20 protein-coding genes and 1 other RNA gene are annotated in these 24,856 nt (G+C 71.9%); 12 read left to right on the top strand and 9 right to left on the bottom strand.

Features of this window, described 5'->3' with window-relative positions; translation table 11 throughout:
- The 4 genes from BGO22_RS09500 to BGO22_RS09485 all read left to right on the top strand — a co-directional run.
- A partial coding sequence (locus tag BGO22_RS09500; RefSeq protein WP_286850421.1) for a PD-(D/E)XK nuclease family protein occupies positions 1-1,857 on the top strand: 1,857 nt, incomplete at its 5' end.
- On the top strand, positions 1,854-5,126 hold the full coding sequence (locus tag BGO22_RS09495) for a UvrD-helicase domain-containing protein (protein WP_070397981.1): 3,273 nt from the start codon (positions 1,854-1,856) through the stop codon (positions 5,124-5,126). The genes BGO22_RS09500 and BGO22_RS09495, both read left to right, overlap by 4 nt.
- Entirely contained in the window at positions 5,123-6,439 is a 1,317-nt protein-coding gene (locus BGO22_RS09490; protein ID WP_070397980.1) for a TIGR03862 family flavoprotein, read from the top strand. Before BGO22_RS09495 ends, BGO22_RS09490 begins: the two co-directional genes overlap by 4 nt.
- 130 nt (positions 6,440-6,569) lie before the next feature.
- The gene (locus BGO22_RS09485; protein ID WP_139146948.1) at positions 6,570-7,520 is read left to right on the top strand and encodes a hypothetical protein; all 951 of its coding nucleotides are present in this window, start codon (positions 6,570-6,572) and stop codon (positions 7,518-7,520) included.
- Between the two features lie 139 nt (positions 7,521-7,659).
- Here the strand turns inward: BGO22_RS09485 and BGO22_RS09480 are convergent, their stop codons facing one another.
- Positions 7,660-8,013, bottom strand: a complete 354-nt coding sequence (locus BGO22_RS09480) for a DOPA 4,5-dioxygenase family protein (protein ID WP_070397978.1) — start codon at positions 8,011-8,013, stop codon at positions 7,660-7,662.
- Positions 8,014-8,027: 14 nt separating this feature from the next.
- Positions 8,028-8,124, bottom strand: an RNA gene (ffs, locus tag BGO22_RS09475) — signal recognition particle sRNA small type.
- A 70-nt stretch (positions 8,125-8,194) separates the two neighbouring features.
- Between ffs and dnaX the strand changes: the two genes are divergently transcribed.
- The 4 genes from dnaX (at position 8,195) to BGO22_RS09455 (ending at position 12,350) form a co-directional block, all read left to right on the top strand.
- Positions 8,195-10,150, top strand: a complete 1,956-nt coding sequence (gene dnaX, locus BGO22_RS09470; RefSeq protein ID WP_070397977.1) for a DNA polymerase III subunit gamma/tau — start codon at positions 8,195-8,197, stop codon at positions 10,148-10,150.
- A 112-nt stretch (positions 10,151-10,262) separates the two neighbouring features.
- Positions 10,263-10,595: a YbaB/EbfC family nucleoid-associated protein gene (locus BGO22_RS09465; protein WP_070397976.1), complete on the top strand. Its 333-nt coding sequence runs from the start codon at positions 10,263-10,265 to the stop codon at positions 10,593-10,595.
- Positions 10,596-10,606: 11 nt separating this feature from the next.
- Positions 10,607-11,209, top strand: coding sequence for a recombination mediator RecR (gene recR, locus BGO22_RS09460; RefSeq protein ID WP_070397975.1), 603 nt, complete (start codon positions 10,607-10,609; stop codon positions 11,207-11,209).
- Positions 11,210-11,291: 82 nt separating this feature from the next.
- Positions 11,292-12,350, top strand: a complete 1,059-nt coding sequence (locus BGO22_RS09455) for an ABC transporter substrate-binding protein (protein ID WP_286850413.1) — start codon at positions 11,292-11,294, stop codon at positions 12,348-12,350.
- A gap of 24 nt (positions 12,351-12,374) precedes the next feature.
- On the opposite strand, the gene BGO22_RS09450 is transcribed toward BGO22_RS09455, so the two are convergent.
- Entirely contained in the window at positions 12,375-14,033 is a 1,659-nt protein-coding gene (locus BGO22_RS09450; RefSeq protein WP_502686450.1) for a transglycosylase SLT domain-containing protein, read from the bottom strand.
- Positions 14,012-14,785, bottom strand: a complete 774-nt coding sequence (gloB, locus tag BGO22_RS09445) for a hydroxyacylglutathione hydrolase (RefSeq protein WP_070397972.1) — start codon at positions 14,783-14,785, stop codon at positions 14,012-14,014. The genes BGO22_RS09450 and gloB overlap by 22 nt, the downstream gene beginning before the upstream one ends.
- Before the next feature lie 68 nt (positions 14,786-14,853).
- On the opposite strand from gloB, the gene BGO22_RS09440 reads away from it, so the two are divergent.
- The 4 genes from BGO22_RS09440 (at position 14,854) to BGO22_RS09425 (ending at position 20,581) form a co-directional block, all read left to right on the top strand.
- A complete protein-coding gene (locus BGO22_RS09440; RefSeq protein ID WP_175442794.1) occupies positions 14,854-15,621 on the top strand; it encodes a class I SAM-dependent methyltransferase in 768 nt (255 codons plus the stop codon).
- Positions 15,622-15,687: 66 nt separating this feature from the next.
- Entirely contained in the window at positions 15,688-16,122 is a 435-nt protein-coding gene (gene rnhA, locus BGO22_RS09435; RefSeq protein WP_070397970.1) for a ribonuclease HI, read from the top strand.
- Between the two features lie 187 nt (positions 16,123-16,309).
- On the top strand, positions 16,310-17,455 hold the full coding sequence (locus BGO22_RS09430) for an efflux RND transporter periplasmic adaptor subunit (RefSeq protein ID WP_286850406.1): 1,146 nt from the start codon (positions 16,310-16,312) through the stop codon (positions 17,453-17,455).
- 30 nt (positions 17,456-17,485) lie between these two features.
- Positions 17,486-20,581, top strand: a complete 3,096-nt coding sequence (locus BGO22_RS09425; RefSeq protein WP_070397968.1) for an efflux RND transporter permease subunit — start codon at positions 17,486-17,488, stop codon at positions 20,579-20,581.
- Positions 20,582-20,587: 6 nt separating this feature from the next.
- On the opposite strand, the gene BGO22_RS09420 is transcribed toward BGO22_RS09425, so the two are convergent.
- From BGO22_RS09420 to BGO22_RS09400, 5 genes are all read right to left on the bottom strand, one after another.
- Positions 20,588-20,989 carry a hypothetical protein gene (locus BGO22_RS09420; RefSeq protein ID WP_286850403.1) on the bottom strand — a complete coding sequence of 134 codons (402 nt, stop codon included), beginning with the start codon at positions 20,987-20,989 and terminating at the stop codon, positions 20,588-20,590.
- Between the two features lie 244 nt (positions 20,990-21,233).
- On the bottom strand, positions 21,234-22,508 hold the full coding sequence (gene moeA, locus BGO22_RS09415; protein ID WP_070397966.1) for a molybdopterin molybdotransferase MoeA: 1,275 nt from the start codon (positions 22,506-22,508) through the stop codon (positions 21,234-21,236).
- On the bottom strand, positions 22,505-23,134 hold the full coding sequence (gene mobA, locus BGO22_RS09410) for a molybdenum cofactor guanylyltransferase MobA (RefSeq protein ID WP_070397965.1): 630 nt from the start codon (positions 23,132-23,134) through the stop codon (positions 22,505-22,507). Before mobA ends, moeA begins: the two co-directional genes overlap by 4 nt.
- 15 nt (positions 23,135-23,149) lie before the next feature.
- Positions 23,150-24,265 carry a GTP 3',8-cyclase MoaA gene (moaA, locus tag BGO22_RS09405; RefSeq protein ID WP_070397964.1) on the bottom strand — a complete coding sequence of 372 codons (1,116 nt, stop codon included), beginning with the start codon at positions 24,263-24,265 and terminating at the stop codon, positions 23,150-23,152.
- A 14-nt stretch (positions 24,266-24,279) separates the two neighbouring features.
- Positions 24,280-24,856, bottom strand: a 577-nt coding sequence (locus BGO22_RS09400; protein WP_286850397.1) for an SDR family oxidoreductase, incomplete at its 5' end; no start/stop codon positions are given.

Raw genomic sequence — 24,856 nt, 5'->3', positions numbered from 1 at the left:
GCCGAGGCCCAGGCCGCGGCCGCCTGCGCCATCGAACACCTCAATGCCGGGCGTGCGCCGGTGGCGCTGATCGCCAACGACCGCCTGCTCACCCGCCGCGCGAGCGCGCTGCTGGTGGGCGCTGGCGTGCGCCTGCGCGACGAGACCGGCTGGAAGCTGTCTACCACGCGCGCGGCCGCCAGCCTGATGGCCCTGCTGCGCGCGGCCGACGCGCGCGCCAGCACCGACGAGGTGCTGGATTGGCTCAAGCTCTCGCCGGCCTTCCCGCCGCAGGCGGTGGAGTCGCTGGAGCGGCGGCTGCGGCAGAGGGGGGTGGCGCGCTGGTCCGCCGTGCCGCTGGACTGGCGCGGCGCCGACATCGATCCCCAGCGCACCGAACTGCAGGCCGCGCGCCCCTTGCTGCTGTGGCTCCAGGACACCGCGGCGGCCCTGGAGCGCAGCGGCCAGTGGGCCGCCCTGCAGGCCGACGAAGCCGGCCGCCAACTGATCGGCGTGTTGCGCCTGGGTGAGGGCGCGCACGAACTCGACGGCCTGGGTGAGGCCGCCGCCGGCGAGCGCGGCGCGAAGGCCCGCTGGCCGCTCACGGCCTTCGCCGCCTGGGTGCGCGACGTGCTCGAAGGCGCGGTGTTCCAGCCCACCGTGGCCGGCGCGCCGCAGGTCGTCGTGCTGCCGATGGCGCAGCGCCTGGGCCGCCGCGTGGCCGCCGTGGTGGCACCCGGCTGCGACGAACGCCACCTGAGCGCCAGCCCCGAGCCCGACAGCGCCTGGACCGCCGCGCAGCGCGAGCTGCTGGGCCTGCCCGACCGCGAGGCCCTGGCGCGTGCCGAGGCCTCGGCCTGGGCGCAGCTGTTCGACGGCGCGCCGGTGGACGCGCTGTGGCGCCGCCACGAGGCCGGTGAGGCGTTGCTGCCCAGCGCCTTCATCGACGGCATCGCGCCGCGCCCGGCCAGCGAGCTGCTGCCCGCCAGCGCCCTGCCCGCGGGCGGCACGGCCCCGCCGGCGGCCCGCGCGCCCGCGCTGCTGCCCGAACGCCTGTCCGCCAGCGCCTACGACGACCTGCGCACTTGCCCCTACCGCTTCTTCGCGCGCCGCCAGTTGCGGCTCGACGAGGTGGACGAGCTCGACGCCGAGCCCGACCAGGGCGACCTGGGCAACTGGCTGCACGCGGTGCTGCGCGCTTTCCACGAAGCGCGCGGCGACGATCGCCCCGGCGAGGACGCCGACCGCGCCGCGCTCGACGCGCTGGCCGAGCGCGTGGCGCTGGACATGGGTCTCGGCGACGAGGTGCAGGCCGGCGGCTTCCTGCCCTACCGCGCCGTCTGGCCCTCGCTGCGCGAGGCCTACCTGCGCTGGCTCTGGCCGCACGAGGCCGAGGGCTGGCGATTCGTGGCGGCCGAGGCCGAGCGCGAGCAGCGCGTGGGCCGCTGGGCCTTGTACGGCCGGCTCGACCGCATCGACGCGCGGCGCGACGCCGAGGGCGGCGAGAGCTTCGTCATCGACCACAAAACCGAGAGCCGCGCGCGCACCGAAGCGCGCGTGAAGGAGCCGATGGAGGACACGCAGCTGGCGTTCTACGCCGCGCTGCTGCCCGAGCCGCGCCTGCGCGCCGCTTACCTCAGCATCGCCGACACGCGCGGCGAGCGCGACGAACCCGCGAAGCTGATCGAGCAGACCGAGGTATTGGCCGCGCGCGACGCCATCGTGCAGGGCCTGGTGCACGACCTCGACCGCGTGGCCGGCGGTGCCGCCATGCGGGCGCTGGGCGAGGGCACGGCCTGCGAGTACTGCGCGGCGCGCGGCCTGTGCCGCAAGGATTTCTGGACCGGTGCGGCCACGGGTGATGGGGGAGAGCCATGACCGGGCTCGCCTACCGCGTCGACGGCCAGCCCGCCGGCCCGCAGACCTTCTATGCCCGCGCCTGCGACCCGGCGCGCAGCGTGGCGGTGGAGGCCTGCGCCGGCGCCGGCAAAACCTGGATGCTGGTCTCACGCATCCTGCGCGCGCTGCTCGACGGCGCGCTGCCGCAGGACATCCTGGCCATCACCTTCACCAAGAAGGCCGCCGGCGAGATGCGCGAACGCCTGCAGCAGGCGGTGGCCGAATGGTCCTCGCAGGGCGACGACGAACTGTGCGCCGCGCTGGTGATGCGCGGCCTGAACGAGGCCGCCGCGCGCGCCCTGGTGCCCGCCGCGCGCGGCCTGCGCGAGCGGCTGCGCCAGCACGGCCGTCCGGTGCAGCTGCGCACCTTCCACAGCTGGTTCGCGGCGCTGCTGCGCGGCGCGCCCCTGTCGGTGCTGCAAGAGCTGGGCCTGCCGCCGCAGTACGAGCTGCAGGAGGACGACAGCGCCATCCTGCAGCGGCTGTGGCCGCGGTTTTATGCCGCGCTTGCGCAGGACGCCGCCGCGCGCGAGGACTTCTTCGCCAGCGTGGCCGACATCGGCCGCCACCAGACCCTGGCCGCGCTGCGCAACGCGGTCGCCAAGCGGGTGGAGTTCCAGTGGGCCGACAGCGCGGGCGCCGTCGACGGCGCCGTGCGGCCGCTGGCTGAGCAAATGCCCGGCTGGGCCGGCGCGGGCGACGACCCCGTGGCCTGGTTGGTGCGCGGCGAGCGCTTTCGCGCCGAGCTGCTGGCCGCGGCGGCGGCGCTGGGCGGCCTCGCCAAGGCCAAGAAGGCGGAGACCGCCGCGCGCGAACTGGAGCAGGCGGTATCGGCCGGCGACGGCCGCGCCGCGATCGCCGCCTTGACCACCGCCAAGGGCACGCCGCGCAAGCTGGGCGAGCAGGCCGATGCGCTGCCCGCCGTGCAGGCCGCGCACACGCGCATCGAAGAAGCCCTGCAGGCCGAGCGCCAGCAGCGCGCCTGGGTGCACCACCAGCGGCTCGCGCGGCTCACGCGTGTGCTGCTGGGCGCGCTGGCCGACCTCAAGCGCGAGCGCGGCTGGGTCGACATGAACGACGTGGAGGGCGCGGCGCGCCGCCTGCTGGGCGACGCCGAGCTCTCCGGCTGGCTGCAGCAGCGCCTGGACGCGCGCGTGCGCCACCTGCTCATCGACGAATTCCAGGACACCAACCCGCTGCAATGGCAGGCCCTGTACGGCTGGCTCTCGGCCTACGCGGGCGCCGGGCCGGGGCAGGCCCCCAGCGTCTTCATCGTCGGCGACCCCAAGCAGTCCATCTACCGCTTCCGCCGCGCCGAGCCGCAGGTGTTCCGCGCGGCCCAGGCCTTCGTGGTTCAGGGCCTGGGCGGCTCGCTGCTGGCCTGCGACCACACGCGCCGCTGCGCCACTGCCGTGGTGGACGCCGTCAACACCGTCCTGCAGCGGGCCGTGGACGCGGGCGAGTACGGCGAGGCCGTGGGCGCGGCCTTCCGCCCCCACACCACCGCCAGCGCGCAGGCGGGTGCGGTGCTGTCCCTGCCCGTGGTCCCGCGCGAGGCGCGCGCCCCCACCGAGGCGGGGGACCCGGGCGCCTGGCGCGACAGCCTGGCCACGCCACGCCATCTGGCTGAGGACCTGATGAGCGAGCGGGAGGCCCGCCAGGCGGCCGACTGGATCGCCGATCAGATCGCCGCTGGCCGGTTGCGCGCCGACGAGGTGATGGTGCTCGCGCGCAAGCGCGAACGCCTGGGCTGGATGCACGAGGCCCTGCGCGAGCGCGGCATCGCCAGCGAACAGCCCGAGAAGCTGGACCTGGCCGAGGCGCCCGCCGTGCAGGACGTCATTGCGCTCATCGACGCCCTGGTGTCGCCGGGCCACGACCTGAGCCTGGCGCGCGCCCTGCGCTCGCCCATCGGCGGCTGGAGCGACGAGGACCTGGCCGCGCTGGCCGCCGCCGTGCGCGCCGCCGGCGCGGGCGCGCGCTGGTGGCCCGTGCTGCAGGACGCGGCCGGGTCGGCCGAGGCCCCGTCGCTGTGGCGCGATACCGCCACCCGCTGGCGGGCCTGGCGCGAGGCACTGCTGAACCTGCCGCCGCACGACGCGCTCTCGCTCGTGTTCCGCGATGGCGATTTGCCCGCGCGCTACCTGCGCGCCGTGCCGCCCGCGCAGCGCGCCGCCACGCTGGCGCAGCTGCAGGCCCTGCTGGCGCAGGCGCTCGACCACGAAGGTGGCCGCTTCCTCAGCGCCTACCGTTTCGTGCGCGCGCTCAAGGCCGGTGGCACGCCGCTGCCGCCGGTGGCCACGCCCGGCGCAGTGCGCCTGCTCACCATCCACGGCGCCAAGGGCCTGGAGGCCGACACCGTGCTGCTGCTCGACACCGACGCCGCGCCCGCGCGCGCCGAGACCATGGGCGTGCTGGTCGACTGGCCCGGCGAGGCGCCGCAGCCGCGCCGCTTCGTCTTCCTGGCGAGCGAGAAGTCGGCGCCGCTCTGCGCCCAGGCGCTGCTCGACGCCGAGCGCCGCGCGCGCTCGCTGGAAGAACTCAACGCGCTCTACGTGGCCATGACGCGAGCCGGCCGCCGGCTCGTGGTGTCCAGCTTCGAGCCCGGCCGCGCGAGCGCCGGCGCGTCCTGGTGGCAGCGGCTGTCGCCGCTCGCCGAGCCGCTGGCCGCGCCCGAGGCCGCCGCGCCCGCCGCGCGGGCCGAGGCCGAGCCGTTTGTCCTGCACGCCTTGCCCGGCTTGCGCGTGGCCCCGGAGCCGGTGGCCGACACCGAGGCGGCCGAAGCCGACGAGCAGACCCGCTTCGGTCGCGCCGTGCACCAGCTGCTGCAGTGGTGTCCCACCCCCGCGCGCGGGTTCGACTGGACCCCCACGCACCAGCGCGCCGCCGCCGAGCGGCACGCGCTCGACGCCGCCGGCGGCGCCCGGGCCGTCGAGGCCGCGCGCCGCATCGTGCGCGGCGAAGCGGCCTGGGCCTGGGACGACCAGCTCGTCGAACAATGGGGCAACGAGGTGGAGCTGCTGCACGGCGGACAGCTGCGCCGCCTCGACCGCCTGGTGCGCGAGCGCGCCAGCGGCACCTGGTGGGTGCTGGACTTCAAGACCCACGAAGCGCCGCACACCGTGCCCGCGCACCGCGAGCAGATGGCGGCTTACCGCGCGGCGGTGTCGGCCATCCACCCCGGAGAGCCGCTGCGCCTGGCGTTCATCAACCCGCAAGGGCGGGTGTTCGAATGGAGCGGTGAATGAAACCTGATCAAGGCGTGGCCATCGTTGGCGGTGGCCCGGCGGGCCTGATGGCGGCCGAGGTGCTGTCGGGCGCCGGCGTGCCCGTGGACCTGTACGACGCCATGCCCTCGGTGGGACGCAAGTTCCTGCTCGCCGGCAAGGGCGGCCTCAACCTCACGCACGCCGAAGCCTTCGAGTCCTTCGTGTCGCGCTTCGGCGAACGCGCCGGGGCGCTGAGGCCCCTGCTCGAACGCTTCGGCCCGCAGCAGGTGCGCGACTGGGCCGAGGGCCTGGGCATCGGCACCTTCGTCGGCAGTTCGCGGCGCGTGTTCCCCACCGACATGAAGGCCGCGCCGCTGCTGCGCGCCTGGCTGCACCGGCTGCGGCACCCGGCGCCGGGTGGTGAGCCGGTGCACCTCCACATGCGGCACCGCTGGCTGGGCTTCGGTGCCGATGGTGGGCTGCGCTTCCACACCCCCGACGGCGAACGGACGGTGCACGCGCGCGCCGCCTTGCTGGCCCTGGGCGGTGCGAGCTGGCCGCGCCTGGGCTCCGACGGCGCCTGGGTGCCGCGCCTGCGCGAGGCGGGTCTCGACGTGGCCGATCTGCGGGCCGCCAACTGCGGCTTCGACGTGGCGGGTGCGCTGACGCGCGGGGTGGCCGAAGGATGGAGCGCCGTGTTCGCCGAACGCTGGGCGGGCCAGCCCTTCAAGACCGTGGCGGTGGCGGTCGGCGGGCCGCCGACCGCGCCGCCTGGTGCGCTCCCAGATGCTTCCCCCCCAGATGCGCGGCGGTGGCACCGCGGCGAGTTCGTCGCCACCGCCACCGGCGTCGAAGGCAGCCTGGTCTATGCGCTGTCGGCGCCGCTGCGCGAGTGCATCGCGCGTGAGGGCTCGGCCACGCTGTGGGTCGACCTGCTGCCCGACCGCTCGGCCGAGCGCGTGCTGGCCGAGGTGGCGCACCCGCGCGGCTCGCGCAGCCTGTCCAGCCATTTGAAGGGCCGACTCGGGCTCGACGGCATCAAACTCGCCTTGCTGAACGAATGCCTGGACCGCGAGGCCATGCACGACGCCGCGCGCCTCGCGGCGGCCATCAAGGCCCTGCCGCTGCGCCTGATCCGCCCCCGCCCGATGGCCGAGGCCATCAGCACGGCCGGCGGCGTGCGGCTGGAGTCTTTGGACGAGGGCCTGATGGCGCGCGGGCGGCCCGGCCTGTTCGTGGCGGGCGAGATGCTCGACTGGGAGGCCCCAACTGGCGGCTACCTGCTGACGGCCAGCCTGGCCAGCGGAGCGTGGGCGGGAGAGGCGATGCGGCGCTGGGTGCGGCCGGGCTGAACGGCCAGGGCTTGGTGGCGGTGGCGAGGGGCGCGGATGAACTTTGCCCTGGGGCCCGTTACTCAGCGCAGGCCCCGGCCATCCGGGGTTGCCAATTGCCCTCATCTCCCTCCTTCGTGAAAGCCCTTCGATGACCCAACCCACCGCCATCAAGCGTTCATCGACTCCCATGGCAGCGCCGCAGGTGCCCGTCGACAAGGGTAGTGCCACCGCCCAAAAGGTGGATAAGGTGCTGAGCCGCAATCCCAAGGCGACACAGGCCTTCATCTTCAAGGGGCTAGGCGTCAAGGTGTTGTCGACGATGCCGCCCCCCTGGTTCAAGGGCAAGAAGGAAGGCGGTCCGATTGCCATCGGGAACACGCAGAAGTTCTTCCGCGACCTGGGGATTGAGAGCCTGTTTCACCCAAATCCTTCTGTGCGCGAGGCGGCGGAATTGGTGGCGAAACCAGCGGTTGGCAGCGGCCCGTACGAATTGACACCCGAGATTCGCGCTGCGGTGCGCACGCTGGCCGACCCCTCCAGCGATGCCCTCCAGCGGTATAGAGAAGAGCGTAAAGCGAAAGATCGGTTCTTGAGTGACACCGGGTTCGGCAAGAACCTGATTCGGCGGGCTCAGGAGAAGCTGACGTCTGACCCTGTCGCTGCCAGCGAAGGCCCTCTCGCGGTACTCGACGCCGATGAGCCCGTGCCGGCATTCCAACCGGCGCTGCCTCACGAACTGCAGAAGCAATACGACAAGTGGCGCAAAGCGCAGGTCAAGACGGCGCCGGAGCTCGACGCCGCCGTGACCGCCTATGCGCGTCAGACGTATGGCGGCGGGAACCCTTTCAAGGCGCAGTCATCCGCGGGCCAACCGGTGTCGGACCTGCTGACGTTCATCACGACGGGTGTGACGGAAAAACTGGCCAAGGGGGGGCGTTCGATCCAAGCCTTGAACGGGTTCCATGGCATCACATTCGGCTCTCGCACCGAGGCGCTTCACCATCTGCTGTGGAACACGCCCTTCCTGGTCCGCGTGCCGCCCACGGAAGCCAACCGGTTCATGAAGCTGTACAACGAGCTCGCGAAGGCGAGGCTGTGAGGTCGCACTGACGCGCGGTGCACCAGCCATCGCGATCCACCTCAACGGGAGATGCTGTCGGCATCTCCCGTTGTGTTTGGGGCGGATGAATCGCCAAGCCGCCTCCCGCCGCTTGGCGGGCGCGGTTCGGTCGCTCAATTCAGTCGCTCAAGGCGCTCAGATCCAGCGCATACGACCGGCCCAGCCACAAGGCGCTGTCGCGGTGGTCGCCCAGTTCGTCGCCGGTGTTGGGGTGGATGAACACATCGAGCGCCCCGTGGTTGAGTGCGAGCCAACTGGTCACAGGCGAAAACTGGTCGGCCTCAAAGGCCAGTTGGTACGACCACATGGGGTGTGGCCCAACGGGCCTCTCGTGGAAGCGGCCGATCTGCACCCGCTCGGCCAGATCGCTGGCGATCAATTCCCGCAAGGCCCAGGCCGCGTCGCGCGTGGCGGCGTCGAAGTAGACGTGGGCGTGCCAGCTGGCGATGGAAGAGGGATCGCGCGAGGGCATGGAAAAAGAAATAAGGTGACGAGCCTTGACCCCGGCACTGGCTCCACAGTTAGGGCTGCTTGGTTCCCCACCTGACCCGGTTGGCCGCTTCACCATGCGGGAAGGCCCGTCACCCGCGATTGTAGGCGACGGGGCATGACCGCCTCCCGGGCACGGGTACCCCGACGCATAGAATCGCCCGATGTCCTACGTCGTCCTCGCCCGCAAGTACCGGCCGCGCAATTTCCGCGAGATGGTGGGCCAGGGCCACGTGGTGCAGGCCCTCGCCAACGCGCTCACCAGCCAGCGCCTGCACCACGCCTACCTGTTCACGGGCACGCGCGGTGTGGGCAAGACCACGGTGTCGCGCATCCTGGCCAAGTCGCTCAACTGCACCGGGCCCGACGGGCAGGGCGGCATCACCGCCGAGCCCTGTGGCGTGTGCCAGGCCTGCACCGACATCGACGCCGGCCGCTTCGTCGACTACACCGAGCTCGACGCCGCCTCCAACCGGGGCGTGGACGAGGTGCAATCGCTGCTGGAGCAGGCGGTCTACAAGCCGGTGCAGGGCCGCTTCAAGGTCTTCATGATCGACGAGGTCCACATGCTCACCAACACCGCGTTCAATGCGATGTTGAAGACGCTGGAAGAGCCGCCCGAGTACCTCAAGTTCGTGCTCGCCACCACCGACCCGCAGAAGGTGCCGGTGACGGTGCTGTCGCGCTGCCTGCAGTTCAACCTGCGTCCCATGGCGCCCGAAACCGTGGCCGAACACCTGCAGCAGGTGCTGCAGGCCGAGGGCGTGAACGCCGAGCCGCAGGCGCTGCGGCTGCTGTCGCGCGCGGCGCGTGGCTCCATGCGCGACGCGCTGTCGCTCACCGACCAGGCCATCGCCTTCGGTGGCGGCCAGCTGCTGGAGGCGCCGGTGCGCCAGATGCTCGGCGCGGTCGACCGCAGCCACGTGCTGCGCCTCATCGACGCGCTGGCGCGCACCGACGGCGCGGCCGTGGTGGACACCGTGAACACGCTGCGCGTGAACGGCCTGAGCGCGGCGTCCACGCTGGAGGAGATGACCGGCCTGCTGCAGCGCATGGCGGTGTTGCAGAGCGTGCCCGAGTCGGCCACCACCGACGACGACCCCGACACGCCCGAGATCGCGCGCCTGGCCGAGGCCCTGCCGGCCGATGAGACGCAACTGCTCTACAGCCTGTGCCTGCACGGCCGCACCGAACTGGGCCTGGCGCCCGACGAGTACGCGGCCTTGACCATGGTGCTGCTGCGCCTGCTCGCCTTCAAACCTTCGGGCGCGGCGGAAAAAAAAACTCTGAGGCCGGCTGAGGCCCGGCCAGCGCCGGCTGCGCCGGTCGCTACGGCGGCGCCCGCCATGCCGGCTGCGCCCGTGGCCGCGCCACCGCGCCCGGTGCCCGTTGCGCCCGTGCTGGCGCCGGTCGCTGGTGAACCGGGCGTGCGGCCCGCTCCCGTCGCGCCACCGCAGGCCCCCGCGCCGGTGGCGCCCAGGGCCCAGGCGCCGATCGCCGCGCCGCCGTTGCCCGAGCCCGCCGCCTTCGATGGACCGCCCGATGACGAGGCCCCCTGGCCCGAGCCCGACGAGGACCTGCCGCCCTGGGATCCTGTGCCGGCGCCCACGGCGGCCCGGTCACCCGCGGCACCGGCCCCCACGGCCGCGCCGGTGGTGCGCATCCCCGTGCGCGACCCGGGCTCGCCGGGCCGGCTCGACCAACCCCGGCCCGCCGCCGCGCCATTGCAGCCCACGCCCGAGGGCGATTTCTGGACCGGGCTGGTGCAGCAACTCGCGGACAGCGGCGCCATCACGGCGCTCACGCGCGAGCTCGCGCTGCAGTCGCAGCTGGTGTCGCGCGACGGTCCGCGCTGGCTGCTGCGCATCGAACGCGAAACCCTGGCCCAGGGCAGCAACCGCGAACGGCTCATGGCCGCGCTGCACGCCTCGGGGCACACGGTCGAACTCGCGCTGGAGAACGGCGTGGTCACCGATTCGCCCGCGCGGCGCGCCACCGCCGAGGCCGAGCGCCGCCAGCGCGAGGCCGAGCAGCAGATCCTCGGCGACCCCTTCGTGCAGGCCATGATGCGCGACTTCGGCGGCACAATCGTGCCCGGCTCGCTCAAGGCGATAAGCTGAATCACCCCCGCCGCGCTTCGCGCGACCCCCTCCGAGGGGCACACCAGCGGCCCGTCCTGAACATGACAAAGGGCGGTTCCGCGGTGTTCCCCGATCAACCCCAAGGATTGCCATGTTCAACAAAGGACAACTCGCCGGCCTCATGAAGCAGGCCCAGGCCATGCAGGACAACCTCAAGAAGGCTCAGGAAGAACTCGCCCACGTCGAGGTCACGGGCGAATCCGGCGCCGGCCTGGTCAAGGTGGTCATGACCTGCAAGCACGACGTCAAGCGGATCACCATCGACCCCAGCCTGCTCGCCGACGACAAGGACATGCTCGAAGACCTGGTGGCCGCGGCCTTCAACGCCGCTGTGCGCAAGGCCGAGGAGACCTCCAACGAGAAGATGGGCAAGCTCACCGCCGGCATGCCGGGCCTGCCGCCGGGCATGAAGTTCCCCTTCTGATCCCGCGCCCGGTGGCCGACAACCATTCCCTGGAGAACCTGGTGCAGGCGCTGCGGCGCCTGCCCGGCGTGGGCGTGAAGTCGGCGCAGCGCATGGCCTTTCACCTGCTGCAGCACGACCGCGAGGGTGCGCAGCTGCTGGCGGGTGCCCTGCAGGCGGCGGTGAGCGAGGTGCGCCACTGCGCGCTCTGCCACACCTTCACCGAAGACGAGGTCTGCGCCACCTGCCGCGACCCGCGGCGTGACCGCAGCCAGCTCTGCGTGGTGGAAACGCCGGCCGACCAGGCCGCCATGGAACGCACGGGGGCCTACAAAGGCCTGTACTTCGTGCTCATGGGCAAGCTCAGCCCGCTCGACGGCGTGGGCCCGCGCGACATCGGCCTGGACAAGCTGTTCGACCGCGTGGACGACCCCGCCGCCGAGGTGCCGGTGCGCGAAGTGATCCTGGCCACCAACTTCACCGCCGAGGGCGAGACCACCGCGCACGTCATCGCGCAGGCGCTGAAGGACCGGGGCCTGCAGGTCACGCGCCTGGCGCGCGGCGTGCCGGTGGGCAGCGAGCTCGAGTACGTCGACCTGGGCACCATCGCGCACGCCCTGGTCGATCGGCGCTGAAGTTCCCGCCCCGCGGGTCGGTGTAAACCCGCTCAGGACTCGCCCGGATGGCGGGCGCGTCTCGCCCCCCTAATCTCGGCGCATGGGTCCCCTGAACCGCCGCCAGTGGAGCGCCGCCATGGCGGGGCTGGCGCTGGCCGCCGGTGCGGGCCCGGCCGGGGCCACTCCGCCCACCCCGCGTCCGGCCCCCTGGCCGCCCAAGCTGGTGGACACCCGCATCGTGATCGCGCTGGAGCCGCGCACCGGCTTGGGCAACCTGCCGCTCACGGTGGCCGAACAGCGGCACTTCTTCCGTGAGGAAGGCCTGGACGTGGAGCTGCGCGAGTTTCCCGACCTGGGCCAGGCCATGGCGGCGGTGCAGGCCAAGGCGGCGCACGTGGCGTGTGTGCCCTTCGCGCAGCTGATCGCGCCCCCGGCGCACGCCCTGGGCTGGCAGAGCTTCGTGGTGCAGGGCCGCGCGCCGCAGGTGGTGCTGGGCGTGTCGCACAAGACGGTGCCGGGGTTTCGCGGTCCGGCCGATCTGCGCGGGCGGCGCATCGGCCTGCACGCCAAGGACCCGCTGGCCCGCAGCGTGCTCACGGCGTTCCTGCAGCGCGAACAGGTGAGGGAGGATGAGGTGCAGGTGCTGCACCAGCCCAGCCCCGGGGCGGCGCTGCTGGCGTTTCGCGGCGGGCAACTGGACGCGCTGTGCCACGCCGATCCCATGATGACGCTGCTCGAGCAGTTGGGCGAGCTGCGCGTGGCGGTGGACACGCGCAGCCTGGGCGGCACCACCGAGGTGTTCGGCGGGCCCGTGCCGGTGGGCTGCCTGAGCGCGCCGGCCGAGTTCCTGGCGCAGTACCCGCGCGTGACGCAGGCGCTGACCGACGCCGTGGTGCACGCGCTCAAATGGCTGCAGACGGCCGGTCCCTCGGACCTCATCAAGACCGTGCCCGAGAGCCACTTCCAGGGCGACCGGGCGATCTACCTGGCCACGGTGGAGCGCTCGCGCGACGCCTGGACGGCCGATGGCCTGATGCCGCGCGGCGGTCCCGAGGCCATGAACCGCGTGGGGGAGGGAACGCTGCTGGCACCGGCCGAGGTGGCGCGGCATTTCACGAACGCCTTCGCGCAGAAGGCGAAAGCGCGCTTCAGGGCCTGAGGCCCGCCCGCGCGCCGCGCCGTTTCATTTGCGCGCGGTCTTGCTGGAACCCGAACTGGCCGAGCGGGTTTTGCCAGACGAAGACTTGCTGGCGCTGGCCGGCTTCTTGACCATTGCCTTCTTCGCCGACGCCGAGCGGGTGGCGCTGGCGCGCGGCTTGGCCGCCTTGGTGGTGCGCGCCGTGGCGGTGCCGCTGGCCTTGGCCCGCTGCGGCAGGTGCAGGGTCACGCGCTGGCCGGTCTTGAGCGAACTGCCCACCGAGAGGCGGTTCCATTCGGCCACGCTCGCCGCGCTCAGGCCATAGCGCCGCGCCAGGCGGGCCACGTTTTCGCCCTTGCGCGCCTTCACCACCACGCGGCGCGTGGTCACTTCGGGCTGCAGGCTAAGGGTGCCGTTGTCGGCCACGTGGGCGGGCACGTCGCGGTCCAGCTTGCCGTTGCGCGGCACGATGAGGCTGGAGCCCGCGCGCAGCCGCATGCGCGGCGGAATGGCATTGGCCTTGCGCAGTTCGGCTTCGCTCATGCCCACGCGCTCAGCCGCCTGTGCCACCGTCATGGTGCTGGGCACCACCCAGGCGGTCCAGCTCGCCAGCGGGCCGCTGTAGGCCTGCAGCTTGCGTTGGAAGATCACCGCGTTGTCCCAGGGCAGCAGCACCTGGGGCGTGCCGGCGGCCATCACCACCGGCTGCTTGAGGGACGGGTTGAGCGCGCGCACGTCGGCCTCCTCGACCTCGGCCAGGCGCGCGATCACGGCCACGTCCATGTCGCGCTCGATGGCGACGGTGTCGAAGAAGGGGTGGTTGCCGATGTCGGGCAGGGTGGCCGAGTAGCGCGCCGGATTGGCCACGATGTTTTTCACCGCCTGCAGCTTGGGCACGTAGTGGCGCGTCTCGGCGGGCATGATGAGGTCGCCGTAGCCCGTGGGCAGGCCCGCGCGCTGGTTGCGCGTGATGGCGCGGCTGACGTTGCCCTGGCCCCAGTTGTAGGCGGCCAGCGCGAGGTGCCAGTCGCCGAAGCGCGCGTGGAGCTGCTCCAGGTAGTCGAGCGCGGCGCGGGTGGAGGCCAGCACGTCGCGCCGGTCGTCGCGGAAGGCGTTCTGCTTCAGGTCGAAGGAGGCGCCGGTGGCGGGCATGAACTGCCACATGCCGGCGGCGCGCGCGCTGGACACGGCCTGCGGGTTGAAGGCGCTTTCGATGAAGGGCAGCAGCGCCAGCTCCATGGGCAGGCCACGCGCCTCGATCTCCTCAACGATGTGGAAGAGGTAGCGGCTGGAGCGCTCGGTCATGCGCTGGATGTAGTCGGGGCGCGAGAGGTACCACTGCTCGTGCTGGCGCACCAGCTCGTCGTTCAGGTCGGGCAGGGCCAGGCCGCGGCGGATGCGCTCCCACAGGTCGGCGGGCGCGGCCAGCGAGGTCACGGTGGGCGCGTCCATCGGCGCGACGGCGAGGTCGCTTAGCGGCACGTTGCCGGGCAGGCGAACGGCCGGGCCGCCGCGCGTGCTGGAGGCGGGGTCGCCGGCGGGCGCGTTGGCGGCGGGCGAGTCCGGGGCGTTGACGGCGACGGTGCTGGCGCAGCCAGCCAGCGCCACGGGGACGGCGAGGGCCAGCGCCAGGCGCCGGGCACCGCCACGCAGGCGCGCGAGCGCCGGGGCAAGACAAGGGGTCATCGGAAAACGTTCTTCCATTCGCGCAGCGTGGCGAACACGGCCACCGGATCGGCCGAGAGGCCGGGTGCCTGTTGCTGAGCCGCGGCCACCACCTCGGGTTCCGCGGTGCGCAGAAACGGGTTGATGCGCCGCTCCAGATCGATGGAGCTGGGCAGGGTGGGCTGGTTGCGCGCGCGCTGCTGCTGGCAGTGCCGCGCATAGGCCGCGAGCTCGGCGTTGCCGGGTTCCACCGCCTGCGCGAATTTCAGGTTGGAGAGGGTGTACTCATGCGTGCAGCACACGCGGGTGGCGCCCGGCAGGGCCGCCAGGCGGTCCAGCGAGCGGTGCATTTGCGCGGGAGTGCCTTCGAACAGGCGGCCGCAGCCGCCCGAGAACAGCGTGTCGCCGCAGAACAGCAGGGGCAGGCCGTCGAGTTCGGGGGTGTAGTACGCGATGTGGCCGCTGGTGTGGCCCGGCACGTCGATCACGTCGAAGGCCAGGCCCAGCGCCGTGACCCGCTCGCCCCCGCCCACGCGGCGCAGCGGCTCGGGCATGGGCTCGTGGACGGGGCCGATGACCTGGGCGCCCGTGGCCTCGCGCAGGGCGGCCACGCCGCCGGTGTGGTCGGCGTGGTGGTGCGTGATGAGGATGGTGTCGAGCGCCAGGCCCAGGTCCTTCAGCGTGGCCAGCACGCCCGAGGCCTCGCCTGGGTCGACCACCAGCGCGCGGCGGCCGTCGTGCAGCAGCCAGATGTAGTTGTCGGTGAAGGCGGGGATGGGCAGGAGCTGCATGGGGGCTGCGGTGGGCGCGGGGGAGGGGGCGTGTAGAGTGCGGGCACTGTGAATACGCCCCCGCGCCGATGACCGAAAAAATTATAGGGTTGACCGAATGGTTCGCGACCCCGCCTGGCAGGTACCTGCTGGCCTGGGAGCAGGACCGGTTCGACCTGGCGGTGGCCGATGTGTTCGGTTTTCATGCCTTGCAGCTTGGCGTGCCCGAGCTCGACGCGCTGCGCGCCAACCGCATGCCGCAGCGCTGGCTGGCCTTGCCCGAGGGCGATGCGCCCACCATCGACGGCGCGCGCGTGGCCCTGGTCACCGACGCCGCGGCCCTGCCGTTTCCCGAAGCCAGCCTCGACCTGGTGGTGCTGCCGCACACGCTGGAGCTCAGCGCCGACCCGCACCAGGTGCTGCGGGAGGTGGAGCGCGTGCTGGTGCCCGAGGGGCGGGTGGTGCTCACCGGCTTCAATCCCGCGAGCCTGTGGGGCATGCGCCAGGCGCGTGCGCGCGCCATGCAGCGGCTGGGCCGGGGCACGCGCCCGTACCTGCCCGACGCGGGCGAGTTCATCGGGCCGGGCCGCCTGCGCGATTGGCTGCGGCTGCTGAGCTTCGAGGTCGAGGCCCAGCACTGCGGCTGCTACCGCCCGGCGGTGCGCACCGACAAATGGCTGCACCGCCTGCGCTGGATGGACCGCGCCGGCGCGCGCTGGTGGCCCATCTTCGGTGCGGTGCACGTCACCACCGCGGTCAAGCGGGTGCGCGGCATGCGCCTGCTGGGCCCGGCCTGGAAGCCGCGCCGCCTGCCGGCCACGGCGCCGGTGCCGCTGGCCAACCGGCAGCGGCGCTGAGGCACTCGCCGCCGCGCCGCGGCGGGCACGGCCATCGGGCATTTTTTTCTTTGGATGGAGCATTCTTTGGACCACGTGGTGATCTACACCGATGGCGCCTGCAAGGGCAATCCCGGCCCCGGCGGCTGGGGCGTTTACTTGAAATCCGGCGGGCATGAGAAGGAGTTGTGGGGCGGCGAGCGCGACACCACCAACAACCGCATGGAACTCATGGCCGTCATCCAGGCTCTGTCCGCCCTGAAGCGGCCCTGCCAGGTGTCGCTGCACCTGGACAGCGAGTACGTGCGCAAGGGCATCACCGAATGGATCCACGGCTGGAAGAAGAAGGGCTGGGTGACGGCGAGCAAGCAGCCCGTCAAGAACGCCGATCTGTGGCAGCGCCTCGACGCCCTGGTGCACGGCGGGCCGCACCGCGTCGAGTGGCACTGGGTCAAGGGCCACGCCGGCCACGCCGGCAACGAGCGCGCCGACGCGCTGGCCAACCGGGGCGTGCCGAACTAGAAAGCCCCCCCGCCGCGCTTCGCGCGACCCCCCAAGGGGGGCGGCACCTGCAGCCCGGCACAGCCGGTTCAGCGGTGCCCCTTGGTTGCGCCGCTTCTGGCGTGGACTGCACAATGTGAAGATTGTTGGCATGGAAACTGTTTCCCCACGGCGACAGGGCCAACGGCAGTATTCGAGCGGAGACTTCATGGCGAAACCCAAATCAACGGTCTGGCTGGCGGTGCTGGGCCTGGCGCTGGCGCTGGGCGGTGCCTGGTGGTGGCAGCAGCAGCCGCGCGCCTCGGGCGTGTCCGGCTCGGCGGATGCGGCCCCCGCGCCCCGCGCGCCCGGCGGCGCCGGTCCGGTCAGCGTGGAGATCGCCGCCGTCAAGCAGGCGCGCCTGCAGGACGACGCCCAGGCCGTGGGCTCGCTGAACTCGCGCCAGGCCGTCACCCTCAAGCCCGAAACGGCGGGCCGCGTCGCCCGCATTGCCTTCAAGGACGGCCAGGGCGTCAAGCGCGGCCAATTGCTGGTGCAGCTCGACGACACGCTGCAGCGCGCCGAGCTGAGCCAGGCCCAGGCCCAGCTGTCCATCGCGCGCGCCAACCTCAAGCGCAATGAGGAGCTGCTGGCCCAGAGCTTCGTGGCCGCGCGCGTGGTGGACGAAAGCCGCGCCGCCCTGCAGGTGGCCGAGGCCCAGGTGGACCTGGCCCAGGCCCGGCTGCAGCGCATGCGCATCACCGCGCCCTTCGACGGCACGCTGGGCCTGCGCAGCATCAACCTGGGCCAGTACGTGAAGGACGGCGATCCGCTCGTCAACCTGGAAGACACCTCCCAACTGACCGTGGACTTCCGCCTGCCCGAGCGCTACCAGAACCGCATCGCCCCGGGCCAGTCCGTGCAGGTGCAGCTCGACGCGCTGCCCGGCCATCGCTACCAGGCGCGTGTGCTCGCGGTCGATCCGCTGCTGGACGCCAACGGCCGCTCCATCGCGGTGCGCGCCGAGATGCCGTCCTCCCCCAGCCAGGCGCTGCGCCCCGGCATGTTCGCGCGCGTGCTGATCGTGTTTTCGGTGAATGAGAACGCGCTGGTGGTGCCCGAGGAGGCCCTGGTGCCCCAGGGCGGCCGCCAGTACGTCTACGTGATCGACGAGCAGGGACAGGGCGACGCGCGCAAGCGCACCTCGCGCCGCGTCGAGGTGGAGCTGGGCGTGCGCCGCGGCGCCGACGTGCAGATCACCCAGGGCCTGAAGCCCGGCGACACCGTGGTGGTGGCCGGCCAGCAGCGCCTGCAGCGCGACGGCACCGTGGTGCGCGTGGTGGACCTGGCGGCCCGCGCCGCCGCCGCCAACTGACGCCGCCGCGCGCCCGCACCGGAGGCCCGCATGCAACTGCCCGAAGTCGCCATCCGCCGGCCGGTGTTCGCCACCGTGCTGTCGCTGCTCATCCTGCTGGTGGGCCTGGTCTCGTTCAACAACCTCACCGTGCGCGAGTACCCGCGCATCGACGAGCCCACCGTCACCGTCACCACCCGCTTCGGTGGCGCCTCCAGCGAGGTGATCGAGTCCCAGGTCACCAAGGTGCTGGAAGACTCGCTCGCCGGCATCGAGGGGGTGGACATCATCACCTCCATCAGCCGGCAGGAGCAGAGCCAGATCACGGTGCGCTTCAAGCTCGAGCGCGACCCCGACTCCGCCGCCGCCGACGTGCGCGACAAGGTCAGCCGCGTGCGCCAGCGACTGCCCGACGACGTCGACGAGCCCACCATCGCCAAGGTCGAGGCCGACGCCACGCCCGTCATCTGGCTCGCGCTCAACTCCGACACGGTGTCGGCCCTGGACCTCAGCGACGTGGCCAACCGCCTCATCAAGCCGCGCCTGCAGACGGCGCCCGGCGCGGCCGACGTGCGCATCTGGGGCGAGCGGCGCTTCTCCATGCGCATCTGGCTCGACCCGGACCGCCTGGCCGCCTACAACCTGACCGTGCAGGACGTGGAGGACGCGCTGCGCCGCTCCAATCTGGAGGTGCCGGCCGGGCGCATCGAGAGCTCGCAGCGCGAGTTCAACGTGACGGCCGCCACCGACGTGCAGACACCCGAGCAGTTCCGCGCCATCGGCATCCGCACGGTCAAGGGCCAGACCATCCGCATCGGCGATGTGGCGCGCGTGGAGCAGGCGCCCCAGGACGAGCGCACCTCGGTGCGCTACAACGGCCGCGACGCCGTGTCGCTGGGCGTGATTCGACAGGCCACGGCCAACCCGCTGGAGCTGTCGGCCGCGGTGCAGAACATGCTGCCCAGCATCACCGCCGAACTGCCCAAGGGCGTGAGCATCGAGGTCGCCAACGACAACTCCATCTTCATCGACCGCTCCATCAAGGCGGTCTACACCACCATCGCCGAAGCGGTGGTGCTGGTGGCGCTGGTGATCTTCCTGTTCCTGCGCACGCTGCGCGCCTCGGTCATTCCGCTGATCACCATCCCGGTCAGCCTGATCGGCTCCTTCGCGCTGATGGGCTTGTTCGGCTTCTCCATCAACACGCTCACGCTGCTGGCGCTGGTGCTGGCCATCGGACTGGTGGTGGACGACGCCATCGTGATGCTGGAGAACATCTACCGCCACATCGAGGAGGGCATGAAACCCTTCGACGCGGCGATCAAGGGCGCGCGCGAGATCGGTTTCGCCATCGTGGCCATGACGCTCACGCTGGCGGCGGTGTACGCGCCGCTGGCCTTCACGCCGGGGCGCACCGGGCGGCTGTTCGCCGAGTTCGCGCTGGCGTTGGCGGGTGCGGTGGTGGTCTCGGGCTTCGTGGCGCTCACGCTTTCGCCCATGATGTGCTCCAAGCTGCTGCGCCACGTGGACCAACCCGGCCGCTTCGACCGCTTCATGGAGCGTGTTCTGGTGCGCATCAACCAGGGCTACGACCGCCTGCTGGGCCTGTCGCTGCAGGTGCGCTGGCTGGTGGTGGGCGTGATGCTCGCCAGCGCTGGCGCGAGCTGGTGGCTGCTGAGCACCACGCGCTCGGAGCTGGCGCCCATGGAAGACCGCGGCGTGGTGTTGGCCAACATCAACGGGCCCGACGGCGCCACCCTGGCCTACACGCGCCGCTACGTGGACGCGATCGAGAAGATGGCCAGGGAACAGCCGGAGTTCGACCGCATCTTCGCGGTGGTGGGCAACCCCTCGGTGGCGCAGGGCAGCGTGACCATGCGCGGCAAGGCCTGGGAGGAGCGTGACCGCAGCACCATGGAGATCGCGCGCGCGCTGGCGCCGCGCATGGCGGCGCTGCCTGGCATCAGCGCTTACCCGATCACGCCGCCCTCGCTGGGCCAGGGCTTTCGCGAGCGGCCGCTCAACTTCGTCATCGTCACCAACGACACCTACGAAAACCTCTCGGCCGTGGTGCGCCAGTTCCAGGACCGCATGGCGCAGAACCCGGGCCTGGTGCAGGTCGACACCGACCTGCGCCTGAACAAGCCCGAGATCCGCATGGACGTGGACCGCGAGCGCGCGGCCGACATGGGGGTGAGCGTGGACGCCATCGCGCGAACGGTGGAAACCATGCTGGGCGGGCGCACGGTCACGCGCTACAAGCGCGACGGCGAACAGTACGACGTGGTGGTGCAGACCGTCTCGGCCAACCGCAGCACGCCCGAGGACATCGACCGGCTGTTCGTGCGCGGGCGCGGCGACGCGATGATCCCGCTCGCCTCGCTGATCAGCACGCGTGAGGTGGTGGTGCCGCGCGAACTGAACCACTTCGGCCAACGCCGCAGCGCCTCGATCACGGCCAACGTGGCGCCCGACTATTCGCTTGGCGAAGCCCTGCAGTTCATGGAACAGACGGCGCGCGAGATATTGCCTGCGGGCTACGCCACCGACCTGAACGGCCAGAGCCGCGAGTTCCGCAACGCCTCGGGCTCGCTGGCGCTGGTGTTCGTGCTGTCGTTGCTGTTCATCTACCTGGTGCTGTCGGCGCAGTTCGAGAGCTTCGTCGATCCCTTCATCATCATGCTGTCGGTGCCGCTGTCGATGATGGGCGCGCTGCTGGCGCTCAAGCTCTCAGGGGGCACGCTGAACGTGTTCAGCCAGATCGGCCTGATCACACTGGTGGGCTTGATCACCAAGCACGGCATCCTGATCGTGGAGTTCTCCAACCAGCTGCGCGAGCAGGGGCTGGAGAAGCTGGACGCGGTGAAGCAGGCGGCCGGCCTGCGCCTGCGGCCCATCATGATGACCACGGGCGCCATGGTGCTGGGCGCGATCCCGCTGGCCCTGGCCACCGGCGCGGGCGCCGAAAGCCGCCAGCAGATCGGCTGGGTGATCGTGGGCGGCATGTCGGTGGGCACGCTGCTCACCATCTTCGTGGTGCCGACCATGTACACGCTGCTCTCGCGCCGCCAGTCGGGCGAGTCGGCGCACCCGGTGATGCACGACGAGGCGGGTGGCGATCACGCCGGGGCGATACCCGCCAAGTAGCCGCGGTTACAGGGGCACGCCCACGGCGTCGGGCACCGGTGTGGCGCGCCGCTCGGCCGCCCCGCCTGCCTCGGGGACCTCGGACACGCTGAGCGCGGCCTGCAGGTCCCGCGCCGCGCTGCGCAGCGCCTTGCCGCTGCGCACGTCCTGCGCGGGAATTCGTGCAAGCAGCTTGTAGGCCATGTTCCGGACCAGCAGGAAGGGGTGCTCCTCGGCCAGTACGCGGCAGGCGGTCTGGAACCGGAGGCTGGCCGCTTGCCTGGCCGCCTGGCGGGTCTGCCGGTACTTCTTGAGGCTGAACCCGCAGTCGAGCAGCCGCCGCAGGGACATCGGTTCCTCCCATGCGCATTGCCCGCGGTCCATGCAGAGGGCCTTGTCCGCTTGCTGGTCGGCGGTGAGCCGGTCCATGAACCCCTTGACCACCCGGGTGGCTTCGTCGAGCGATGGGACGCCGGCCTCGCCGGGGTCGCTGGCGTCCCCTGGGGGCTGCTCGAGGGGGGCGGCGTCGGGTGGGGCAGGGCAATGTCTCATATCGGTCCGTGGAATCGATGCTGACAATGCCGCTTCAGTCGCCGCGGGTCGCCATTCGTTCCGCGTTCGGCCGCATGGCCGATGCCGGGCCCAGGGGGAGCGGGCCTCGCCGCCCGAGCCCTCAGATCGCCCCGTCGAAGACCATCACCTCGACGGTGTCGCCCACGGCCACGTTGCCCTGGTCGTGCCGCAGCACGATCAGCCCATTGGCCTGGACCATGGAGCTGAGCACGCCCGAGCCCTGGTTGCCGGTGGTGCGGGCCACCAGCGTGCCGTCGGCCGCGCGCTCGACGGTGCCGCGCTGGTACTCGGTGCGGCCGGGCTTCTTGCGCATGGCCTCGCCGCTCCTGGCCTGCAGCAGCACCGGTGGCGCCACGTCCGCGCCCATGAGGCGCTGCAGGGCCGGGCGCACGAAGGCCAGGAAGGTCACCATCACGGCCACCGGGTTGCCCGGCAAGCCAAACAGCACCGCGGACTTGGCGCCGTCGGTGATGCGGCCCACCGCCATCGGGCGGCCCGGGCGCATGGCGATGCGCCAGAAGGCCACGTCGCCGAGCTGTTTCATCATGGCCTTGGTGTGGTCGGCCTCGCCCATGCTGACGCCGCCGCTGGTGATGACGGCGTCGGCGCGCGCGGCGGCGTCGCGGAAGGCGGCCTCCAGGCGGGCGGGCCGGTCGGGGACCACGCCCATGTCGATCACCTCCACGCCCAGGCGCGTGAGCAGGCCGAACACGGTGTAGCGATTGCTGTCGTAGACCGCGCCTTCGCGCGGGGCCTCGCCCAGGCTCAGGATCTCGTCGCCGGTGGAGAAATAGGCCACGCGCGCGCGGCGCCGCACGCGCACCGTGGGCAGGCCCAGGCTGGCCACCAGGCCCAGCGCGGCGGGGCCCAGCACCTGGCCACGGCGCAGCGCGGGCTGGCCCGCCATCAGGTCTTCGCCTATGAAGCGGCGGTTGTCGCCGGGTTTGACCACGCCGGGCGGAATGGTGACCGTGTCGCCATCGACCCGGACGAATTCGATCGGCACCACCGTGTCCAGGCCCGCCGGCATGATGGCGCCGGTCATGATCTTCAGGCACTCGCCCGCGCCCACGGGGTGCGCCCAGGCCTTGCCCGCGAAGGCCGTGCCCTGGCAGCGCAGCACCAGCGGCGACGAACCCAGCGCCGCGCCATCGAAGGCAAAGCCGTCCATGGCGGAGTTGTCGTGGGGCGGCACGCTGATGGGCGAGACCACGTCCTCGGCCAGCACGCGGCCCAGGGCCTCGAAGATGCCGACGTCCTCGGTGTCGGTGATCGGCTCGACGAGCCGCGCGAGGAATGCATTGACGCGCTCGGCGGTCAGGGCCTGGGGGTCGTAGCCCTGCAGCTCGGCGGCGATCTGGTCGATGGTCTTCATGGGCGGCCCTGCTCCAGCGCGTGCAGCTCGTCCAGGGTGTTGGTGTTGAAGAAGGCCAGGGGGTCGTCGCCGGCTTGGTCGAAGGGCACGAGCACGGTGTGGTGCTGCTCGGTCCAGCGGTCGATCTTGCGGCCGCCGGCCTGCGTGAAGGCCACCAGGCTCTCCAGCAGTTGCACGCGCAACAGGCTGAACACCGGCTGCGCGCGCGGCGCGCTGCCGTTCTCGGGCGCGCTGGCCATGGCGATGTCGGTGGCCGGGTCATCGAAGGCGGCGGCCAGGCGCCGCGCCAGGTCCAGCGGGAAGCGCGGCGTGTCGCAAGGCACCGTCAGCAGGTAGGGCGTTTCGGCGCGCTCCAGGCCGGTGAGAAACCCGGCCAGCGGGCCCGCGTAGTCGCTCAGGGTGTCGGGCCACACCGGCACGCCGAAGGCCTCGTAGGCGCCGAGGTTGCGGTTGGCGTTGAGCATCAGCTCGCCAATGTGGTCGCCCTCCTGCATCTGCAGGCGCATGAGCGCGTGCAGCGCCAGCGGCGTGCCATTGAACTTCTGCAGGCCCTTGTCGGCCCCGCCCATGCGCGAGCCCCGGCCGCCGGCCAGGACCAGTGCCGTGATTTCTCTGGGATGGATCATTCGAGGAAGTGAGGCTTAGCCACCGATGTAGCTCATCTCGACGCGCCGCTTGCCGGCGCCGGGCTCGGGCGGCAGCGAGGCGCGCAGCTGCGAGTAGCGGTCGTCGCGGCCTTGCCAGATGGCGCCGATGGCGCTGGCCAGCTCGGCGTCGCTCGCACCGCCGCGGATCAGGTGGCGCAGGTCGTGGCCTTCGGTGGCGAACAGGCAGAGGTAGAGCTGGCCCTCGGTGGACAGGCGGGCGCGGTTGCAGTCGCCGCAGAAGGCCTGCGTCACGCTGCTGATGGCGCCGATCTCGCCCGAGCCGTCGGCGTAGGCCCAGCGCTCGGCGGTCTCGCCAGGGGCGGTGGGGTCCAGCGGCACCAGGGGCAGCTCGCGCTGAATGCGCTCGATGAGCTCGGCGCTGGGCAGCACCTCGTCCATGCGCCAGCCGTTGGTGGCGCCCACGTCCATGTACTCGATGAAGCGCAGCACGATGCCGGTGCCCTTGAAGTGGCGCGCCATCGGCAGGATCTGGTCGTGATTGGTGCCGCGCTTGACCACCATGTTGACCTTGATCGGCCCCAGGCCCGCGGCCTGCGCGGCCTCGATGCCGGCGAGCACCTCGGCCACGGGGAAATCGACGTCGTTCATGGCGCGGAAGACGGTGTCGTCCAGGCCGTCGAGGCTGACCGTGACGCGCTGCAGGCCGGCGGCCTTGAGCGCGGCGGCCTTGCGCGCGAGCAGCGAGCCGTTGGTGGTGAGCGTCAGGTCCAGCGGCCGGCCTTCGGTGGTGCGCAGCGCGGCCAGTTGGCCGACCAGGATCTCCAGGTTCTTGCGCAGCAGCGGTTCGCCGCCGGTGAGCCGGATTTTCTGCACGCCGTGCGCGGCGAACAGGCGCGCCACGCGGGTGATTTCCTCGAAGCTGAGCAGCTCGCCGTGCGGCAGGTACTGGTAGTCCTTGTCGAACACTTCCTTCGGCATGCAGTAGCTGCAGCGGAAGTTGCAGCGATCCGTCACGCTGATGCGCAGGTCGCGCAGCGGGCGGCCCAGGGCGTCGCCCAGCAGGCCGGTGGCGGCCACGGGCTGTGCCGGCACCGTGGCGGCGCGCCGCTGCAGGCGCTGGTCGATGAGGGGGATGACCCGTTCGGACATCCCCCGATTGTGGTTCAAACGCAGCGGGCGCCGTCCACCTCCAGGCAAACCCCGGAAATGAACGCGGCTTCGTCGCTGGCGAGGTAGAGCACGGCGTTGGCCACGTCCTCGGGGGTGGAGAAGCGCCCCAGCGGGATGGTGCTGCGGAACTTGGCCAGTCGCTCGTCGGTGAGCTCGCCGCCCGCGAAGGCCGTGCCCAGGCCGGTGAAGGGGTTCATCACCGGGTTGATGCAGTTGACGCGGATGTTGTCCGGCCCGAACTCGGCCGCGAGCGACTTGCTGGTGGTGATCACCGCACCCTTGGAGCCGTTGTACCAGGTGAGGCCGGGGCGCGGGCGCACCCCAGCGGTGGAGGCGATGTTGATGAAGGCACCGCCGCCGTTGGCGCGGAACACGGGCACCGCGTGCACGGCCGCGAGGTAGATGCTCTTGACGTTGACCGCGTAGCAGCGGTCGAACTCTTCCTCGCTCACGTCCAGCGCGGGCTGGTTCTTGTGCGTCCAGCCGGCGTTGTTGACCATGGCGTCGAGGCGGCCGTGGCGCTGCACGGCCGCCTGCACCAGGGCCTTCATGTCGCTGGAGCGCGTGACG

This window comes from Hydrogenophaga sp. 70-12 (genome assembly GCF_001897365.1).
GTDB classification, from domain to species: domain Bacteria; phylum Pseudomonadota; class Gammaproteobacteria; order Burkholderiales; family Burkholderiaceae_C; genus Hydrogenophaga; species Hydrogenophaga borbori.
Note: the sequence above shows the minus strand (reverse complement) of the source record. Positions and strands in the feature narration are given on the sequence as shown.

Excerpts from the sequence above, each read along its gene's own strand:
- BGO22_RS09495 (WP_070397981.1), top strand. The coding sequence starts at position 1,854 with ATGACCGGGCTCGCCTACCGCGTCGACGGCCAGCCCGCCGGCCCGCAG.
- BGO22_RS09490 (WP_070397980.1), top strand. The coding sequence starts at position 5,123 with ATGAAACCTGATCAAGGCGTGGCCATCGTTGGCGGTGGCCCGGCGGGC.
- BGO22_RS09485 (WP_139146948.1), top strand. The coding sequence starts at position 6,570 with ATGACCCAACCCACCGCCATCAAGCGTTCATCGACTCCCATGGCAGCG.
- BGO22_RS09480 (WP_070397978.1), bottom strand. The coding sequence starts at position 8,013 with ATGCCCTCGCGCGATCCCTCTTCCATCGCCAGCTGGCACGCCCACGTC.
- dnaX (WP_070397977.1), top strand. The coding sequence starts at position 8,195 with ATGTCCTACGTCGTCCTCGCCCGCAAGTACCGGCCGCGCAATTTCCGC.
- BGO22_RS09465 (WP_070397976.1), top strand. The coding sequence starts at position 10,263 with ATGTTCAACAAAGGACAACTCGCCGGCCTCATGAAGCAGGCCCAGGCC.
- BGO22_RS09455 (WP_286850413.1), top strand. The coding sequence starts at position 11,292 with ATGGGTCCCCTGAACCGCCGCCAGTGGAGCGCCGCCATGGCGGGGCTG.
- BGO22_RS09450 (WP_502686450.1), bottom strand. The coding sequence starts at position 14,033 with ATGGAAGAACGTTTTCCGATGACCCCTTGTCTTGCCCCGGCGCTCGCG.
- gloB (WP_070397972.1), bottom strand. The coding sequence starts at position 14,785 with ATGCAGCTCCTGCCCATCCCCGCCTTCACCGACAACTACATCTGGCTG.
- BGO22_RS09440 (WP_175442794.1), top strand. The coding sequence starts at position 14,854 with ATGACCGAAAAAATTATAGGGTTGACCGAATGGTTCGCGACCCCGCCT.
- BGO22_RS09430 (WP_286850406.1), top strand. The coding sequence starts at position 16,310 with ATGGCGAAACCCAAATCAACGGTCTGGCTGGCGGTGCTGGGCCTGGCG.
- BGO22_RS09425 (WP_070397968.1), top strand. The coding sequence starts at position 17,486 with ATGCAACTGCCCGAAGTCGCCATCCGCCGGCCGGTGTTCGCCACCGTG.
- BGO22_RS09420 (WP_286850403.1), bottom strand. The coding sequence starts at position 20,989 with ATGGACCGGCTCACCGCCGACCAGCAAGCGGACAAGGCCCTCTGCATG.
- moeA (WP_070397966.1), bottom strand. The coding sequence starts at position 22,508 with ATGAAGACCATCGACCAGATCGCCGCCGAGCTGCAGGGCTACGACCCC.
- mobA (WP_070397965.1), bottom strand. The coding sequence starts at position 23,134 with ATGATCCATCCCAGAGAAATCACGGCACTGGTCCTGGCCGGCGGCCGG.
- moaA (WP_070397964.1), bottom strand. The coding sequence starts at position 24,265 with ATGTCCGAACGGGTCATCCCCCTCATCGACCAGCGCCTGCAGCGGCGC.